Raw genomic sequence first — 17273 nt, forward strand, 5'->3', positions numbered from 1 at the left:
GCAAATGCAAATCGTTGTGGGGTCGCTTACGCCAGGCAACCCGCCAGCTGCCCCTGTAACTTATCCACACTCTGAGGTGTGGAAAAGATCAGTTCCAGGCGCGAATCCTGTCGCCATTCGCTGATTTGCCAGGCAATCGGTGCGCCATGGACCGCGTTGGCTGAGTACCAGCCGCCTTCGCTGTGGATAACCATCTTCGCCCTTCGCCACGTCAGGCCTTCCAGCCAGTGCAACACGCGCTGTAAGTCGAGCCGCTGCGACGGATGCCAGCGCCAGCCGATGCTCCAGCCTTCGGCACTGCTCTGACTCAGGCAAATGGGCCTACGTGGATCGGTCCACAACGCAGGCAGTTGACCGACACTGTCGGGCAGCGTCAGGTTATCCACAGCCTGTTTATCCACAACCGACCCGACGCTGAATCCGGGCAAGTGATCCAGCGGCAATTCCCCGTGCCGGGTCCAGAACAAACCGTGTGATTTCAACTGCGCGCCCAGCACCTGACGCGCCGCGTGGTCCAGTTGCTCGGACTTGTTCATCACCAACAGCCCCGCTACCGCCAGTGCGTCCTGTTGCGTGGCGGGCAACGGGTGACCTGCGGCCATCGCCGCCGCATCCAGCACCATCACGCCGGGCTGAACCGCTAACACCCCGCGCCACGGCGCTTCGCGCAATTGCGCCATAAGTTGCGCCGGATGACCTAACCCTGAAGGTTCGATCAATAAACGATCAGGTCGGGCCTTGCGCAGCAGGCGTCCCAAACCAATCTGAAAGGGCACACCGTTGACGCAACACAGGCAGCCGCCAGCCACTTCGCCAATTGCGATACCATCGGCAGCCGTGCTCAGCAGCGCGGCGTCAAGACCGATCTGTCCGAACTCGTTGATCAAGATCGCCCAGCGTTCGTTGTCGGGTTTCTGCGCCAGCAGGCGCTTGATCAGGCTGGTTTTGCCGGCGCCCAGCGGGCCGCCGATAACGTGCGTGGGGATGTTCTGCAGCATGGGATCACTTTGGAAGAGTGCGTGGGTCATTGAAGAGCAAGGAAAGGTAACGATGCAAGTGATGCGACTGACCGCTCGCCTGGCGCTGATGCTGCTGGCGATGTCTTCGGGCACCGCGTGGGCGCAAGCGTGTCTGGTGCACAGCCAGGCCGAGCGGCTCGATGTCAAAGTCTGTCAGGAAAATATCAACATCCCGGCCAGCCTGTTCAAAGACGGCTTCTGCCAGCCACAACTGACCGGGCAGAAGACCGAGACGACCTACTCGCAGCAATGCCCGACCGGCGCGTTCGGTGTCTGCCGTAACGCGCAGGTTGCCAACATGCCTTACCGCGAGCACATCCACTATTACGGCGTGGCCAGCGACGCGCTGTACCTCAAGCCTTTTTGCGAAGGCCAGAGCCAAGGCCAGTGGATAACGCCGTAACGCGCCTCATGCCAGCCAGTCCAGGGTCAGAATCAGCCTGCGCTCGTTACGCGCCAACGGCGGCGAACGGTGGATCAGGCCGAAGCCCTCATTGCCGTGCCAGCGCTCGCCTTTCAGCAATGCCACATCGCCGCTGCCGATCTGTTGAACGTCCGCAGCGTCGAACGGCTCCGCTTGCACACGGCCAAGCTGCTTGCGGTCCATCACGTCTTCCTTGAGCCACTGACTGCCAATCCCGCCGTACGTGGTGATCAGGCGCACCGGCACATGATCGACGTGAAAGCGCGGGCACATGGCTTTGTCGAGCACCCGCAGGCGCAACCCGACGCATTCCGCGCCCAGCAAACAAGCATAAGCGCTGACCAGCCATGATACGTCGGCGATGAAACCCTCATAGCCGTGCAGATCGGCATACGCCGACGCCAGTGTGCGCAGATCCGGTTCGGCATCGCCGCCTTTGACGTCCAGCGTCAATGCTTCGGCGAGCGGCTCGCCCATCGACAATAGCAACGTGCTGAAGTCGGCAATGTGCGCAGGTAACTGGCGCTGCCAGAGTGCGAGATTCACGCCCTCTTCGACGATCTCGCTCAAGACCTCGGGCGTTGTGCCTTGGGTCTGTCGTACCAGCGGTCGCTGTTTAAAGGTATACGCAAGCATCAGGCCGCCACCTCGTCCAAGTGCCACGAACCGAACGGGTCGGCCAGTTCGCGCCAGCGCTCGGCGCCCTCCGCCATCTCGACGTCGGTGAGCAGACAGTTGTCCAGTTCAGCCGTCAGCAACGCGAAATCGATGTTCTGACCGATAAACACCAATTCCTGGCGGCAATCGCCGGTTTCGCTCGACCAGTTCTCCAGAATCGATGCGACGCTTTCCTTGTCCTCAGGCCAGCCATCGCGGTTGACGAAACGCCACCAGCGCCCGGCGAAACCATGGCGCATCAAACCGCCCGCCTGCGACCAGCTGCCGGCATCCTTGTACTTGCTGGCCAGCCAGAAAAAACCCTTGGAGCGCAGCAGCTTGCCATTGGTCCACGGACGGTTGATGAAGTCGAAAAAGCGTTGCGGATGAAATGGACGGCGCGCCCGGTAGGCCGTCGACGCAATCCCGTATTCTTCGGTTTCCGGCAGGTGCTCGCCGCGCATTTCCTTCAGCCAGCCCGGTGCCTGAGAGGCACGTTCGAAATCGAAACGACCGGTGTTGAGGATCTTCGCCAGCGGCACCTGCCCCATCACCATCGGCACGATCTCGGCGTCGGGGTTGAGGCGTCTCAGAATTGCCATCAGCTCTTCCCGCTCACTCGAACTGATCAGATCGATCTTGCTGAGCAAAATCACGTCGGCGAACTCGATCTGCTCGATCAGCAAATCAGTGATTGAGCGGTCATCGTCGTCACCGAGTGTTTCGCCACGCGTGTCCAAGCCATCCGCTGCTTCGTAGTCGAGCAGGAAATTCACGCCGTCGACCACCGTGACCATGGTGTCCAGTCGCGCCAGGTCGGTCAGGCTCTTGCCTGCTTCATCGCGGAAGGTAAACGTTTCGGCCACCGGCAGAGGCTCGGAAATTCCAGTGGACTCGATCAATAAATAATCAAAACGCCCTTCCTGGGCAAGACGGCTGACCTCTTCAAGCAGGTCCTCGCGCAAGGTGCAGCAAATACAGCCGTTGCTCATCTCGATCAACTTTTCTTCGGCGCGATTCAGGCTGACATCGCGCTGAACTTCGCCGCCATCGATGTTGATCTCGCTCATATCGTTGACGATCACGGCAACTCGCAAGCTTTCACGATTGCGCAGGATGTAATTGAGTAAAGTGCTTTTACCGGCACCGAGAAAGCCGGAAAGAACGGTAACGGGTAGACGGTCTGACATCAGGATTCTCCACGCAGCGGCAAGGCTTGGGCCTTGTTCAGGTCGGCTGCAACGAATCCATCAGGCAGCCAGCTCTAACCAACGCATGATGTTATAGTATAACAACACAAAATTGCTACAGGCCTTAATGACAGGTTGTTCATGAAACGGTTTACAACAGGACTGATCGCACTTTTGATGCTCCCCGGCACGCTCGCGATGGCGGCTGCCCCGGATCTGGCACGCTGCACCCGCAGTGCCACGGTGCTGGCGTGCGGCGATGCGCTGGGCAATAGCTATAGCGTGGTCACGGACGGACCGACGACTTGGTTGAAGGGTTACGAAGTGCTCGATAAACGTCGCTGGGCGCAGACCAACAGCCGTTATGGGCAACTGACGTTTTTCACCGGGCTGGCCTCGAATGGCGAAGCCTGGATCGGCACCATCCAGCGCGTGGGCTGGACAACCATCACCCGGGTTTCCAGCTCAAGCGGTACGCGCAGCAAAATCACCTGCAGCCGCCTGAACGGCTGCCGCTGAGCCCGTCAGGCCTGCTGTTCCCGTTTTTGCGCCTGCACCCAGGCCATGTGCGAATCCACTGGGGGGTTGCGCTGGAAGTAACGTTGCAGGCCATCGAACAAGCCGTCCGCCACGGCCTGTTGATGGCGCGCCGTGACCAGTCGCTGACTGTCGCGAGTGTTGGAGATGAAACCGGTCTCGACCAGAATCGACGGCACGTCCGGTGACTTGAGCACCGCAAAGCCCGCTTGCTCGACGCGCTTTTGATGCAACGTGGTGATGCCTTCCAGACTGCCCAGGACGGTATGGCCCAATTGCAGACTGGCGGCGATCGTCGCATTCATCGACATGTCGAGAATCACCCCGGCCAGCATCGGGTCTTTGTCTTTGAGGTTGAGCAGCGATGTCGCACCCAACAGGTCCGCGCCATTTTCTCGCTGCGCCATGAAGCGCGCCGTCGCGGAGGTTGCGCCGCCGTCGGACAAGGCAAAGACTGACGCGCCGGAAGCGGTCAGGCGAGGCGCTGCGTCGGCATGCACGGAGATGAACATATCGGCGTTGGATTTGTGCGCGAACTCGACCCGTTTGCGCAGCGGTACGAAAAAGTCATCGTTGCGCACCAAGCGCACATCGAAGCCCTTCTCGCGCTTCAGGCGCCTGGCCAGCAACTGGGCGATGGACAATACGACATCTTTCTCGCGCTCGCCTCGGGAACCGACGGCACCTGGGTCCTTGCCGCCATGACCGGCGTCGACCACCACCATGATGTCGCGGCTGGTGTGAGCCTTGCTCTGAATCGGCACCGGTACGGGCGGTGGCAGTTCGGCCATCTGTACCGGAGCACGAGCAGTGGAACTCATGTCCAGCACCAACCGATGGCCCTGCGCACCGTCGGGACCGAGCAGAAAACTGCTGAGCTGCACTGGCGCAGTCAGGTCCAGCACGATGCGCGTGTCATCGCCCGTGCCGTAATGCCCGGAGCGAATCGATTTGATGACGGTGCGGTCCAGCGCCAACTGACTGAAATCGCCGGTCAACCGCGAGCCACTGACATCAATGATCAAGCGGTCGGGCGCGGTCAGCGTGAAAGTTTTGTATTGCACTGGCCCGCTCAGATCGAGCACCAGCCGCAGCTTGTCGTTGGTGCGCCACAGGCGTGCGTTACTGATCTGCGTGGCGTAGGCACCCAATGGCAGCGTCAGGGCGGCGCTGGCCAGCAGCATATTGAGCAACACTTGGCGTCGGTGCATGGAATGTCTCAAAGAGCAAATCGAGCATCCCGGCTCACGAAGGGTTCATCCACATCAATAGTAACAATATAACATGCAGTTACAGATGGAAGATGAAGCCCTTCATGAAGATTGCGTTATAAATGTTCACCGTAACGACGACAAATCATCGCAATCGCTATGGATGTTCCACGTGGAACATAAAGCTATGAATTTGATCAGGTACGCGGCGCTACGGCGCCACACTGCGGGCCCAACCAGACAGCGCGGGTGTCCATGCTGCCGTTCTGTTGCTGGCCAGTAGCATTGAATGTGCCGATCACTTTGGTAGTGAATTCACGATCACTGAGAAATTGCGCTTGTCCTGTGCCCTGCGCTTTGGGGCAGCTGAACTGGAAATTCCAGGTCTTGCCGTTGCGCGCCGTGATTTTCTGCGTGCAGCCAGAGGCCGGGTCGGTCAGCGGGATGTCGTCCGATTTCACTTGAGCTTCGGTCAAGCAGGCTCGCACGCCTTTGCCGCCGAGCGAGACGCCCTGCTTTTTCATCATTTGTTCCATCATGACGCGCTGTTCGGGCGGTAGATTCTGCAACTGCCCCAGCATCAATTGCAGGTCCGGTAGCTGCTGGCCATCGACCTTCATGTTGCTGGTAGTCAGTTCCCACAAGCCTGGTTGCAGCATCTGCGCTTGAGCCAACGGGGTTGCCAGACAAAACATCCAGGCCACTATGCGTTTGTTCATTTCAAGATTCCTGATCGAGCAGTTGAAGGCAGAAAAGACCGACGCAATCCGGCCGGACGATGAACCTTAGACGGTATAAGCGAAGCCCAGTTGCACCGGGAATAAAATAGCGACATTCCTGTTCAGCTGTGGTCTTTTAAGCGATCAAGGCGAGGAGCATTGTTCCACATGGATTATCACGACCCGTACTTTTTCGGTTATGTCCTCGGCTTTATTCATTTACTGGGCACCGTCGCAGCCATTCATGCGCTGTTGACGGTGCGCACCTCCCAAGGCGCGATTGCCTGGGCGATGCCGCTGCTGTTCATTCCCTACTTCACCCTGTTGCCTTATATGATCTTTGGGCGCAGCTCGTTCGATGCGTATATCAAGGCACGGCGTGATGCCAACAAGGAAATGCGGGCGGCCATTGGCAATCTGAACTGGCGACCCTGGATCGAAGAGGCTGTGGCGGCCCGACGCTCGGATGCCTATGCAGCGCTGCGAGCAATGCCCAAGTTGGGGAACATGCCCGCCCTGGCCAACAACAAGGTGCGGCTGCTGATCAATGGCGAAGAGACCTTCGGCGCGATCTTCCAGGCGATCCGCGAAGCGAAGCAGACCATTCTGGTGCAGTTCTTCATCATTCACGACGACAGGCTCGGCCGTGAACTGCAAACGCTGCTACTGGAAAAAGCAGCGGAAGGCGTGGCGATTTTCGTGCTCTACGATCGTATAGGCAGTCATGCGCTGCCGGGTTCCTACATCGATAAGTTGCGTGAAGGTGGCGTGCAGATAAAAGCGTTCGCCACGCGCGGTGGCTGGCTCAACCGCTTCCAGATCAACTTCCGCAACCACCGCAAGATCGTGGTCGTTGATGGTCTCAAGGGCTACATGGGCGGGCATAACGTCGGCGATGAGTACATGGGCCTGAAACCACCCCTGGCCCCATGGCGGGACACGCACGTGGAAACCATCGGCCCGGTGGTCGCCTGCCTGCAAGAGTCATTTGCCGAAGACTGGTTCTGGGCCACTCGCGAGCTGCCACCGCTGAGCCTGCCTGAGGCGTTTCCGGAAGACGGCGTGCTCTGCCAACTGCTGACCACCGGCCCGGCCGACGCCCAGGAAACCTGCTCGCTGTTCTTCGTCGAAGCCATTCATGCTGCCGAAGAGCGCGTGTGGATCACCAGCCCCTACTTCGTGCCCGACGAAGCAGTGTCGGCCGCACTGGCGCTGGCGGTACTGCGCGGGGTCGATGTGCGGTTGCTGCTGCCCTCACGGCCTGATCATTATGTAGTCTATGCCGCCTCCAGCCTGTACGCGTTCGAAGCCGTGCGCGCCGGCGTTCGGGTGTTTCGCTACGAGCCCGGCTTCCTGCACCAGAAGGTGGTGCTGGTCGACAACGATATCACCGCCATCGGCAGCGCCAACCTCGACAACCGCTCGTTCCGTCTCAACTTCGAACTGATGCTGCTGACGGTCGACAGCGAGTTCTCCAATCAAGTCGAAGCCATGCTCACCGCCGACTTCGCTGCCGCGCGAGAAATCTCCCTGCAGGACAGCCACGACACCCGACGCCTGCACCAACTGGGCATGCGTGTGGCCCGGCTGATTTCGCCGATTTTGTGAGAACACTCTGCGTCAGATCCTGAACGTGCATTGCGACACGAATCTGTGACGCGGAGCGTCACCCAGCGCATTCCCACGCAGCGTGAGGAACGAGAGGTGTCAGGCTTACGTACTCTCGTGCCACTCCGCATTGGCATGGATTTCTGGACGCTTTGAGTCCGGCCTAAAGGGTTGCAATGCAAATCTGAAATGCGGAGCATCACCCTGCGCATCTCCACACGGCGGAGCGTGAAAAAAAGAGTTGGGCCGCATCACCGATAAACATCCTCCCGCGTCAGCGGCAAACCGGTCGAGCCATCTGCGAAGGGTTTCACTGCCAGTATCTGGTGCAGGTTGATCCAGCCTTTGGCGAAGCCATACGCGCAGCCTGCCAGATACAGGCGCCAGATGCGTAGCGTTTGTTCGGGGACGATACGTGCGGATTCGTCGAGCCGAGACTCAAGGCGGGCGCTCCAGTGTTCCAGGGTTTTGGCGTAGTGCGGGCGCAGGCTTTCGACGTCGACCACTTCCAGCCCGGCATCGCTGAGGTGGGCGCTGATCATTGCCAGATGCGGCAGCTCGCCGTTGGGGAATACGTAGCGGTCGATGAATTCTCCCGCTCCACGTCCCACGGGGCGACCGTCCGTATGCAGGGCGGTGATCCCATGGTTCATCACCAGCCCGCCCTCCTTCACCGCACCGAACAGGCATCGCGCGTAGAGCGGCAGATTGGCATGCCCGACGTGCTCGAACATGCCGACACTGACCACCTTGTCAAAACGCGCATCCTGCGGCAAATCGCGGTAGTCGAGCAGTTGCAGGTCAACCCTGCCTTGCAGGCCTTCGGCCAGAATTCTTTCCCGGGCCAGCGCCAACTGCTGCTGGCTGAGGGTGATGCCGAACACTTTCACGCCATATTCACGGGCAGCGAACCGCGCCAGTCCGCCCCAACCGCAGCCGACGTCCAGCAGGTATTCACCGGGTTTGAGACGCAGCTTGCGACACAGATGGTGAAATTTGTCCTGCTGCGCCTGATCCAGCGACTCATCGCCTGTCTTGAAGTAGGCGCAGGAATAGACCATCTCCCGGTCGAGCCACAGTTGGTAAAAATCGTTGGAAACGTCGTAATGGTAGGCAATCGATGCCGCGTCGGTGTCTTTGTCGTGGCGGATGCGCGATGGAGCGTTGGCGCTGTCATCGTCGTTCACCAAAGCGTGGATCAGTTCATCGCAGACTCGCACGACCTCGCTGATCGAGCCTTCCAGTTCCAGACGACCTTCGACGAATGCGCTGCCCAGCAGGCCGAGGCTGGGGTGACTGAAATCGGCCACCAGTTGCGGGTCCTTGACGACGATGGTGACACTGGGCGCGGGCCCCAGGTCCATTTCGTGACCGTCCCAGAGCTTGAGCCGCAATGGCAGGTGAAGGTTCTGCAAGACCGTTGGAAGTTGCGTAAGCATTTAACATCACCCCCTTATCCAGAAACTCAAAAAGAGTCATCCAGCAAAGACCCCGAAAGAGGCCCGAAAGGCTATTGGCGACGGCAAAACTGCATGAATCAACTTCGGAGGAACGGCCTTGTGCCCACTGATCCGAGCCGGGGAACAGCCTGAATTTGGATTACACACTCACCTCTTGCACTTAATCTGTAACAGAACGCTTCAAAGCTCAAGCCATTTTCAGCCCTGCCGACTGTCGTCGGCCATGCCTCGATGCGGCGCATTACCCATTCAAAGCTTCAGCAGCGGCTCCTGAAAGCGCAGCAAACGGCCAGCGTTGCCCAACACCAGCAAGGTGCTGAGATTGTGCAGGATAGCTGCGACCATGGCACCCGCCGCGCCCAGCAGACCAAAGGCGGCCAGCGCTACAATAGCCAGCGTCCAGCCCAGCCCGATGATGACGTTGACCTGCAATGTCTGGCGGCACTGGCGGCTGAGGCGCACGCAGGTGCCCAGTCGACGCAGGTCACTGCCGATCAGTACGATGTCAGCGGAGGCCAGCGCGATGTCCGCCCCGCCCGCCCCCATGGCAAAGCCCACTACACCGGCCTTGAGCGCCAGCGAGTCATTGATGCCATCACCTACAACCATCGGCCGGAAACCACTGGCGATTTCACTCATGACGCGGTTGAGCTTGTCTTCCGGCAGCGCCTGCGCCTGAACGTCGGCGATGCCGATGTCCCGGGCCAGCGTATCAGCCACGCTTTGCCGGTCACCCGTCAGCAGCAATTGGCGCCCAAGGCCCAGCTCACGCAGTTCCAGCAGCGCAACCTGCGCCTCAGGTTTGACGCTGTCAGCCAGCAGCAGCCATGCCAGAAAAACACCATCCAGCGCCAGACCGGCCAGCGGGCCGTCATGTGCAGGAACGGCCGACGTGACGATACCCAGTTGTGCAAACAGCTCCGGACGACCCAAGGCTGCTTCGCCATGCTCGGTCGATGCGACGACGCCCAGGCCTTGTCGTTCGCGGGTGTCGCTCAACGGCAGCAACCGGCTGTTATCCACCAGCCCGGCCAATGCCCGACTGACCGGATGACTGCTGGCCGAACCCAGGCTCGCTGCCAGCTCCAGCAGTTGGGGATGCGGCGGCCCATCAGCCTGCACCGACTGCAGACGCAGGCGCCCGAATGTGAGGGTGCCGGTCTTGTCGACCACCAGCGAGGTGAGGTCCGCCAGCTCTTCCAGAAACGCAGAGCTGCGAATCAGAATCCCGTGGCGCGCCGCCACAGCGATACCCGCGATGGCGGTTGCCGGCGCCGAGAGCACCAGCGCACAGGGACACGCCGCAACCAGCACCGCGAGCATTGCCTGTGCGTCCTGAGTGATGAACCAGGTCAGCGCCGCGATCAGCAACACCAGCACCATATAGCTGCCTGCGTAACGCTCCAGCAAACGGGTGATCGGTGGCTTGGAACGTTCGGCGCTCTGCATCAGCGCGATGACCTTGCCCAGCGTTGACTGATCGCCGATGCGCGTCACTTCGATGCGCAGCAAGCCATCCAGATTGATCGCACCGCCGAAGACCTCGACGCCAACGCTGGCTTCAAGCGGTACCGACTCCCCCGTAATGGACGACGTATCCAGACTGGCTTGCCCGGACAGCACCCGACCATCCGCCGGAACCCGGTCACCGGCACGCACTTCGACCTGATCGCCGGCCTTCAGCGTGGTGTTGTCGACCTCGCGAATGCTGCCGTCCGCCGCCAGCAAACGCGCCTGACTAAGCGTCAGGCGCCCCAATGCCTGGATAGCTTCCTGTGAACCGATCACGCTGCGCTCTTCCAGCACATGACCGAAGATCATGATGATCGGCAGCAACGCCGCAGTCATCAGATCGCCCGTGGCCCAGGCACCGAGCATGGCCAGTGCGATCAGTTGATCGGTGATGCCATGCAGACTCGGATGCCGCAGGCTGTGCCAACCGGCGCTGACCACCGGGATCGCCACCAGTAACGACGCCGCGCCCAACAGTAACTGACTGACGCCGGTCTGCTGCGGTGCGACAAAACGCCAGATCAGGCCCAGCCCCAACAGCCCCAGGGCCAGCATCGCCAGGGTCAGTTGCCGGGCTGCGCTGCGCTGCTCGGCGTTGCTCAGCAAACTGCCCACTGCCTCAGGCTTGGCGGCGTGGTGGGTGTGAACGGCTTCGCCACTCATTGCGGTGCTCCCTGGATGATCAGGCGGGAATCGTCTTTGGGGTCGACGGTGGTCACCGAACCGGCCTGCCGCAGAATGCCCGGCACGCGCTCGCGATAAAGACGCTGCATCAGACCGGGATCGCTGTGGTTCTTGGCCGACTCCGACAGGCTGACAACGGTGGCCGTGGCAGCCTGCGCCTTGGCCAGACGCTCCGAAGCCTGTGCATGCGCCACTTGCAGGGTGCGGTCAGCTTGCTGGTTGGCGGTCTGGGTCAGTTTCTCGGCATCGGTGCGGGCATTGGCTACGGCTTGATCGGCCTGTTGACTGGCGGTCAGTACCGCATTGAACGCATTGACCGCCGAGGTGGGCAGGCTCGATTGCACGTCCACCCGCGCGACTTCGACGCCGATGCCCATGCCGGTTGCCGCAAGCTCCGCCAGACGTTGATTGATGCCGCGTACCAGATCACCACGCAGCCGTTCGCGGCGTTCGGCGGCCTGACTGTCTGCACGGATCAGCTCGGGTCTGGCTACCAGAATGGTATCCAGATCCCGCGCTGCGGTCAGCGCCACAGCGCTGCGATTGACCAGTCGATCCATCGCGGGCACGACGTGATCGCCCTGCAGAACAAAGGCCCGCGGATCAATCACTTTGTAGAACACAGTCACATCCAGTTGCACGACGCCCGCGTCGCCCGTCAGCAGAAAACCCGAGCCCGCCAGCGCGTCGCTCATCGGTGCCGAGAGGGTGGCGATCTCATCCGCTTTCAACGCGGCAGGCGAACGCAACAAGGTTTCCACGCGCCGCTCGATTACTCGATCCGCCGAGGGCAGCAGCACCACCTGTTCGAACGGCTGCGGCCAGGCAGTCAACAGACCGGCGTTCTGCACCCGATCCAGCGCACCGAAGCGCATGATCACAGCGCGGTTCTGCGGGTCGATTTCGCGCACATTGGACGTCACCCAGCCCAGCGCCGCCAGCAGTGTGATGCCATACAGCCCGAGGAACGCCAGACGACTGGCCTGCAACCACGGGCTGCTCATGGCTGCGTTCCGCCCTTGGCGTCCAGTGTCGGCGGGCCGTCCACCAGCACACGGAATGGCGCGGCGTCGGTGCGCAGAATCAGGCGCGTACCCGGCGTCACGATGGTGCCCAGGGTGTCCAGTGAGCGCAGCAGGTTGTAGAGCTGAGGCGAACCGGCGTAGGCGCGGCCATAAATCTGCGCCGCTTCGACACTGGACTGCGCCTCGATGTCGGCGGCCTTGACCGTCGCATCCGCTTCGACGATGCGCGCATCGCGCTCAGCCGCCGACCGAATCTGCGCCGCCTCACGCTTGCCCACCGCGGTGCGCTCGGTGGCGATGGTTTCGCGCTCGGCGCGCATGCGGTCCACCGTGGCGTTGAGCGTCACCGATGGCAGGGTCAGGCGCTCGACACCCACTTGCAGCACGCGAACCCCGTAAGTCGCCAGCAACTGCTGATCGATCTGCTGGCGCAGCTGGTTTTCGAACGCCGTGATGTTCACTTTGCTGGCGTCGGTATTCACCAGGCTGGAAAGGTCGAAGCTGCTCGCCGTGGTTTCCAGCGCCGAGCCGACGAAGGTGCGAATCTGCCGCGCCGCTTCGTCCGGCTGGTTCTGCACGGCACGCATGAAGCGCTGCACGTTGGCCGCGTCGCCTTGTACCTGCCAGGCCACATACGCCTGAACGATAATGCGCAGGCCGTCGCGGGTGCCGACATCCTGCAGGCCGCTGGACGTAGTGCGCAGGCGCAGGTCCACCGGGATGGTCGCCTCGAACGGCGCAGGCCAGCGCCAGTTCAAACCTGGCTCGAGCAGCACACGGGACGGATTGCCGAAACGGGTGACGACTGTCGCCTCGCCCGAACGCACCTGCACCAGGCTGGCGGCTGCGATGGCGAAAGCGATCAGCACCGCTGCGAGGCTTGCCCGTCGCCACGGAAAAGTCGCCGGGCCGGCCGCTTCGTGATGATGATGGTGGTGTCCATGACCGCCATGGCCATGGTTGTCGTGGCTGTCATGGTCGCTGTGATCGTGATGATGATGAAACAGACTCAAGGGACGACTCCTTACTGTACGGCTTTACGCGGCGCCGGTGGGTCTGCCGGTGGGGTAAAAGAACGCAGGTCGATGGTCGGCGCGTTATCGCCGCCCAGACGGTGATCGAGTATCAATAACTTGGCGTTACCCAGCCCTTCGGTGAGTTGCGCCAGGTATTGCTCCAGCAGAAAAGCCTGACCGGCCTTGGCGTAAGCTTGCCGCTCTGCGCTGAAACGCAGGTCTGCGCCTTGCGCGATGGCCATCACTTCACGCGCACCGGCAGTGGCCTGATCGCGGGCAACGCTGGCGTTGAGCTGCGCCTGATTAGCCTTGTCGCTGGCCGCACCGCGCTCGCGAGCGATCAATGCCTGCGCGCTGATCTGCGCAGCCTGCACCGCGTGATAGGCATTGGCCGCACCGGCAGGCGGATGGATCGCCTCGACCACGGTGGCGAGCAATTCCACGCCGCTGTCCAGACGCTTCAAGTCAGCCTGCACGGCCTTGCCGATGTCATCGGCCAGACCGCTGCGCTGTTCGCCGAGCAATTCATCCAGCGTGCGCGAGGCGAAGTCATGCACCAGCACGCGGCTGGCGGTGCTGCGGATCAGGGCCGGAATATCGGCGCTGTGGTATGTCGAGGCCATCGCCGCCGCATCTGTCAGACCGATGCGATAGACGAAGCGCACGTCCATGTTGACGATCTGGAAGCTCTGCTTGTCGCCCGCGCTGCTGGCAATCACTTGGGATTTTTCGTTGATGTGGCTGGCATCCCACAGGCGGTTGGCGCTGTTGGGAGGCGGTCCCTCGGCCGGGTCCAAAGCCTGCTCACTGGCATCGGCCGCAGAAACGCTGGTCGCCAACTCATGAACCACTCCGTTTTCAACCGCCAGCACTCGGCCGAATGGCCAGGGCAGCCCTGCATGCAGGCCTGGCCCGAACACCTCGACCGGTTTGCCGAATCGCTCGTAGATGCCCCGACCCTGCATCGGTATTTCATGCACGCCACTCAGCGCCCAACCCAACGCAGCGACCACCGCCAGCACTGGCAGAAAAGCGCGGCGCATGTAGCTGAACGCCCAGATCTGGCGCAGGTCGATGCCAAAGCGGTTGTGTAATTCGTGCTGCAAGGCGAGCAGTGGACGCGGTGGCCAGCGCAGCAGGTCGGCGATGAAACTGCTGGCCAGCAAGCGTGGCTCGATACGCGGATTGCGCGGGCTGAAAACGGACAGACCGGCACGCAAGAGAAACTCGAGCGCGACGCCCAGTGGCAGCAGGCCGATCAACACCGGCAGTCGCACAGGCCAGACTCTGTCTGAGCTGGAGAAAAACAGGCACAGCGCGCCGATCAGCATGACGATGATTGCCATGCGCACCAGTTGCGCCAGCGGTCCGGCTTCCGGTGACTGGCCGTCAGGTTCGCCACTCAATTGCCGCTCGATGACCAGCAAGCCGAACGCCAGCAGCAACATCACGCTGCCGGCCAGATTGCTCAGCGCGGAGAGGTCCGTGCCAAGCAATGACAGGTTCCAGAGCGAACGGATGACGACCAGCACCAGCAGCGCCCACGCAGCCAGCCACAGGGTCGAACGGCCGATGTGTCTGATCAGTGATTCGCCGGACTCGCTTAGCCGGGTAAGCAGGCGCTCGTACCAGCCGCTTTCGTCGATGGCCGGTGCGGCTTCAACCGGCTGGACTGGATCAGGCGAACCCAGCGCGCGCGCTCGCCATATCGCCACATGCCGCGCCGATTGCAGGCCCGCCGTGAGCAAGAACAACGCCGCTGCGGCGTTGCACAGCACTGCCATCCACAACGAGCCCGGAGAAAACAGATCGATAGCCAGCGCGAGCAGCAGCCCAAAAGCCGCTGCTCCGCCGGTCAGGTACATCAACCGCCCAAAGCGTTTGACCTGCTGCATCGCCATTTGAAAACGCGGCAGACCTTCCAGGCCTGCATGCTCATCCAGATCAACCCGCATCAACACCCCGGAACCCGCTGATTATCGCCCTGCGCAGAGCGCGCTGCATTTGTCTGCACGTGGCCTATGAATGGCCGTGCATCTTAGCGTTACGATATAACACGCAGAGTGAAACTTTCGTCAGGTCTGTTAGCTGAACGAATGCGAAATTTCGGAGATTGACGCTACTCCACACAGTGCGTTGTGCTGGTTGGAGCCGTCCGCGCGTCAGCAAAATGATTGCTGAATATTGCCTGGCAAAAAAGTTTTTAACGGCTGTGGAAGAGGTCGAGTGGGCGCGCCCTGCTTACCCCGCTCGTCTGGAAGCCTTGCGCCAAGCGGCGATGCACTTAATCGATTAGTTTACAGGGACGTAAAAATAAGCGCTTTAGCCTCACTTGCGCCGAATTCGTTGTGCGTGAGTGGCGTTTTTTTTTGGCCGATTTCCGAACCGCATCTCGTCTTTGTTATCTGTTGTGGGTAGTTTGCGTTCGGCAAGGAGTCGTTGGCGCGCCATTTTTTGTGCAGGACGCACAGAATTACTCAGAGGCTTCACCCTTATGAATCGCAGAAATCTCCTGAAAGCGTCCATGGCGTTGGCCGCTTACAGCAGCGTGTCGGCTTCAGGGCTATTCGCTGCGCGAGCACTGGCCGCAGCAGCCGATGGCGAGATCGAGCATTTCGATTTTGCAGAGTTGCAAGCCCATGCCAAGAAGCTCGCGAGTAAAGGCTATGTGAGCAACAAGCAGGTGCTACCGCCCGTCCTGGCAAACATGACGCCCCAGCAGTTCAATGCCATTCGCTACGACCCGAACCACTCGCTGTGGAAAGACGTCAATGGCCAGCTGGACGTGCACTTCTTCCACGTCGGCATGGGTTTCAAGACGCCCGTGCGCATGTACAGCGTCGACCCTCAGAACAAACAGGCGCGGGAAGTGCATTTCCGCCATGACCTGTTCAATTACGAAAACAGCGGCATCGACAAGAACCTGGTCAAGGGCGACCTGGGCTTTGCCGGCTTCAAACTGTTCAAAGCGCCTGAAATCGCCATCAATGACGTGGTTTCGTTCCTCGGCGCGAGCTACTTCCGGGCGGTGGACAGCAACAAGCAATACGGCCTGTCGGCGCGTGGTCTGGCTATCGACAGCTACGCCAAGCGTCAAGAAGAATTCCCCGATTTCACCAAGTTCTGGTTCGAGACCCCGGACAAGAATGCCACCCGCTTCGTGGTCTACGCGCTGCTCGATTCGCCCAGCGCGACGGGCGCGTACCGCTTCGACATCGATTGCCAGGCCGGTCAGGTGGTCATGGAGATCGATGCGCACGTCAATGCGCGGACCGATATCCAGCAACTGGGCATCTCGCCGATGACCAGCATGTTCAGCTGCGGCACTCACGAACGCCGCATGTGCGACACCATCCACCCACAGATTCACGACTCGGATCGCCTGTCCATGTGGCGCGGCAACGGCGAGTGGATCTGCCGCCCACTGAACAACCCGGTCAAGCCGCAGTTCAGTGCGTTCTCCGACAAGGACCCGAAAGGCTTCGGCCTGGTGCAGAGCGATCACGAGTTCTCCAGCTATCAGGACACGGTTGTCTGGTACAGCCGTCGCCCGAGCCTGTGGGTCGAGCCGATCACCGCATGGGGTGAAGGCGAGGTCAGCCTGCTGGAACTGCCGACCACTGGCGAGACGATGGACAATATCGTGGTGTTCTGGACGCCGAAGACGCCGGTCAAGGCTGGGGATTCGATGAACTACGGCTACAGGCTGTTCTGGAGCCCGCTACCACCGGTCAGCACGCCACTGGCGCAGGTTCACGCCACGCGCTCGGGCATGGGCGGTTTCCTCGAAGGCTGGGCGCCGGGCGAGCATTACCCGAAAACCTGGGCCCGCCGCTTTGCGGTGGACTTCCATGGCGGAGGTCTGGACCGTCTGCCGGAAGGCACGGGCATCGAGCCTATCGTCACGGTCACCCACGGCAAGGTGCAGGATTTCAACATCCTCGTGCTGCCGGACATCAAGGGCTACCGCATCACCTTCGACTGGGTGCCGGACAGCGATTCGGTCGAGCCGGTGGAGATGCGCATGTTCATCCGTACCGGCGACCGCACGCTGAGCGAGACCTGGTTGTACCAATACTTCCCGCCAGCCCCGGACAGACGCAAGTACCCTTGATGGGTGAGCGTTGCCAGGTTTTGTGGGACCGGGCGACGCTTCGCTCCCACGGCCTCGGGCCAGAATCAAACACGGATATAACGCGTAGCGCTGCATG

14 protein-coding genes are annotated in these 17273 nt (G+C 61.0%); 4 read left to right on the plus strand and 10 right to left on the minus strand.

Annotation, left to right across the window (positions count from 1 at the left end):
- Window positions 1-26 precede the first annotated feature (26 nt).
- Entirely contained in the window at window positions 27-998 is a 972-nt protein-coding gene (locus ABJ99_RS12435) for a CobW family GTP-binding protein (protein ID WP_054086094.1), read from the minus strand.
- Between the two features lie 52 nt (window positions 999-1050).
- Here ABJ99_RS12435 and ABJ99_RS12440 point away from each other — a divergent pair, with 52 nt between their 5' ends.
- The gene (locus ABJ99_RS12440) at window positions 1051-1422 is read left to right on the plus strand and encodes a hypothetical protein (protein ID WP_054086095.1); all 372 of its coding nucleotides are present in this window, start codon (window positions 1051-1053) and stop codon (window positions 1420-1422) included.
- A gap of 6 nt (window positions 1423-1428) precedes the next feature.
- On the opposite strand, the gene ABJ99_RS12445 is transcribed toward ABJ99_RS12440, so the two are convergent.
- Together ABJ99_RS12445 and zigA are read right to left on the minus strand one after the other, a co-directional pair.
- Window positions 1429-2079 (minus strand): DUF1826 domain-containing protein, encoded by a 651-nt coding sequence (locus ABJ99_RS12445; RefSeq protein ID WP_054086096.1) that lies wholly within the window; start codon window positions 2077-2079, stop codon window positions 1429-1431.
- Window positions 2079-3290: a zinc metallochaperone GTPase ZigA gene (gene zigA / locus ABJ99_RS12450; RefSeq protein ID WP_054086097.1), complete on the minus strand. Its 1212-nt coding sequence runs from the start codon at window positions 3288-3290 to the stop codon at window positions 2079-2081. The genes ABJ99_RS12445 and zigA overlap by 1 nt, the downstream gene beginning before the upstream one ends.
- Before the next feature lie 141 nt (window positions 3291-3431).
- On the opposite strand from zigA, the gene ABJ99_RS12455 reads away from it, so the two are divergent.
- Window positions 3432-3809, plus strand: coding sequence for a hypothetical protein (locus tag ABJ99_RS12455; RefSeq protein ID WP_054086098.1), 378 nt, complete (start codon window positions 3432-3434; stop codon window positions 3807-3809).
- 5 nt (window positions 3810-3814) lie between these two features.
- Here ABJ99_RS12455 and ABJ99_RS12460 read toward each other — a convergent pair whose 3' ends face one another.
- On the minus strand, window positions 3815-5038 hold the full coding sequence (locus ABJ99_RS12460) for an N-acetylmuramoyl-L-alanine amidase (protein ID WP_054086099.1): 1224 nt from the start codon (window positions 5036-5038) through the stop codon (window positions 3815-3817).
- A 197-nt stretch (window positions 5039-5235) separates the two neighbouring features.
- Complete coding sequence (locus tag ABJ99_RS12465) at window positions 5236-5757, minus strand: DUF3617 domain-containing protein (protein ID WP_054086100.1); 522 nt, start codon at window positions 5755-5757, stop codon at window positions 5236-5238.
- 168 nt (window positions 5758-5925) lie between these two features.
- Here ABJ99_RS12465 and cls point away from each other — a divergent pair, with 168 nt between their 5' ends.
- Window positions 5926-7365: a cardiolipin synthase gene (gene cls / locus ABJ99_RS12470; RefSeq protein WP_054086101.1), complete on the plus strand. Its 1440-nt coding sequence runs from the start codon at window positions 5926-5928 to the stop codon at window positions 7363-7365.
- Between the two features lie 251 nt (window positions 7366-7616).
- Here cls and cfaB read toward each other — a convergent pair whose 3' ends face one another.
- The 5 genes from cfaB to hflK (ABJ99_RS12495) all read right to left on the minus strand — a co-directional run bounded on the left by cfaB (window position 7617) and on the right by hflK (ABJ99_RS12495) (window position 15017).
- Entirely contained in the window at window positions 7617-8804 is a 1188-nt protein-coding gene (gene cfaB, locus ABJ99_RS12475) for a C17 cyclopropane fatty acid synthase CfaB (RefSeq protein ID WP_054086102.1), read from the minus strand.
- A gap of 270 nt (window positions 8805-9074) precedes the next feature.
- Window positions 9075-11000 carry a heavy metal translocating P-type ATPase gene (locus ABJ99_RS12480; RefSeq protein WP_054086103.1) on the minus strand — a complete coding sequence of 642 codons (1926 nt, stop codon included), beginning with the start codon at window positions 10998-11000 and terminating at the stop codon, window positions 9075-9077.
- The gene (gene hflK, locus ABJ99_RS12485; RefSeq protein WP_054086104.1) at window positions 10997-12025 is read right to left on the minus strand and encodes a protease modulator HflK; all 1029 of its coding nucleotides are present in this window, start codon (window positions 12023-12025) and stop codon (window positions 10997-10999) included. The genes ABJ99_RS12480 and hflK (ABJ99_RS12485) overlap by 4 nt, the downstream gene beginning before the upstream one ends.
- Window positions 12022-13059, minus strand: a complete 1038-nt coding sequence (hflC, locus tag ABJ99_RS12490) for a protease modulator HflC (protein WP_054086105.1) — start codon at window positions 13057-13059, stop codon at window positions 12022-12024. Before hflC ends, hflK (ABJ99_RS12485) begins: the two co-directional genes overlap by 4 nt.
- 11 nt (window positions 13060-13070) lie before the next feature.
- The gene (gene hflK, locus ABJ99_RS12495; RefSeq protein WP_054086106.1) at window positions 13071-15017 is read right to left on the minus strand and encodes a protease modulator HflK; all 1947 of its coding nucleotides are present in this window, start codon (window positions 15015-15017) and stop codon (window positions 13071-13073) included.
- A gap of 539 nt (window positions 15018-15556) precedes the next feature.
- Between hflK (ABJ99_RS12495) and ABJ99_RS12500 the strand changes: the two genes are divergently transcribed.
- The gene (locus tag ABJ99_RS12500; RefSeq protein ID WP_054086107.1) at window positions 15557-17176 is read left to right on the plus strand and encodes a glucan biosynthesis protein D; all 1620 of its coding nucleotides are present in this window, start codon (window positions 15557-15559) and stop codon (window positions 17174-17176) included.
- The last annotated feature ends 97 nt before the right edge of the window (window positions 17177-17273 follow it).

The sequence above is a fragment of the Pseudomonas syringae pv. cilantro genome, from assembly GCF_001293775.1.
GTDB lineage: Bacteria > Pseudomonadota > Gammaproteobacteria > Pseudomonadales > Pseudomonadaceae > Aquipseudomonas > Aquipseudomonas syringae_P.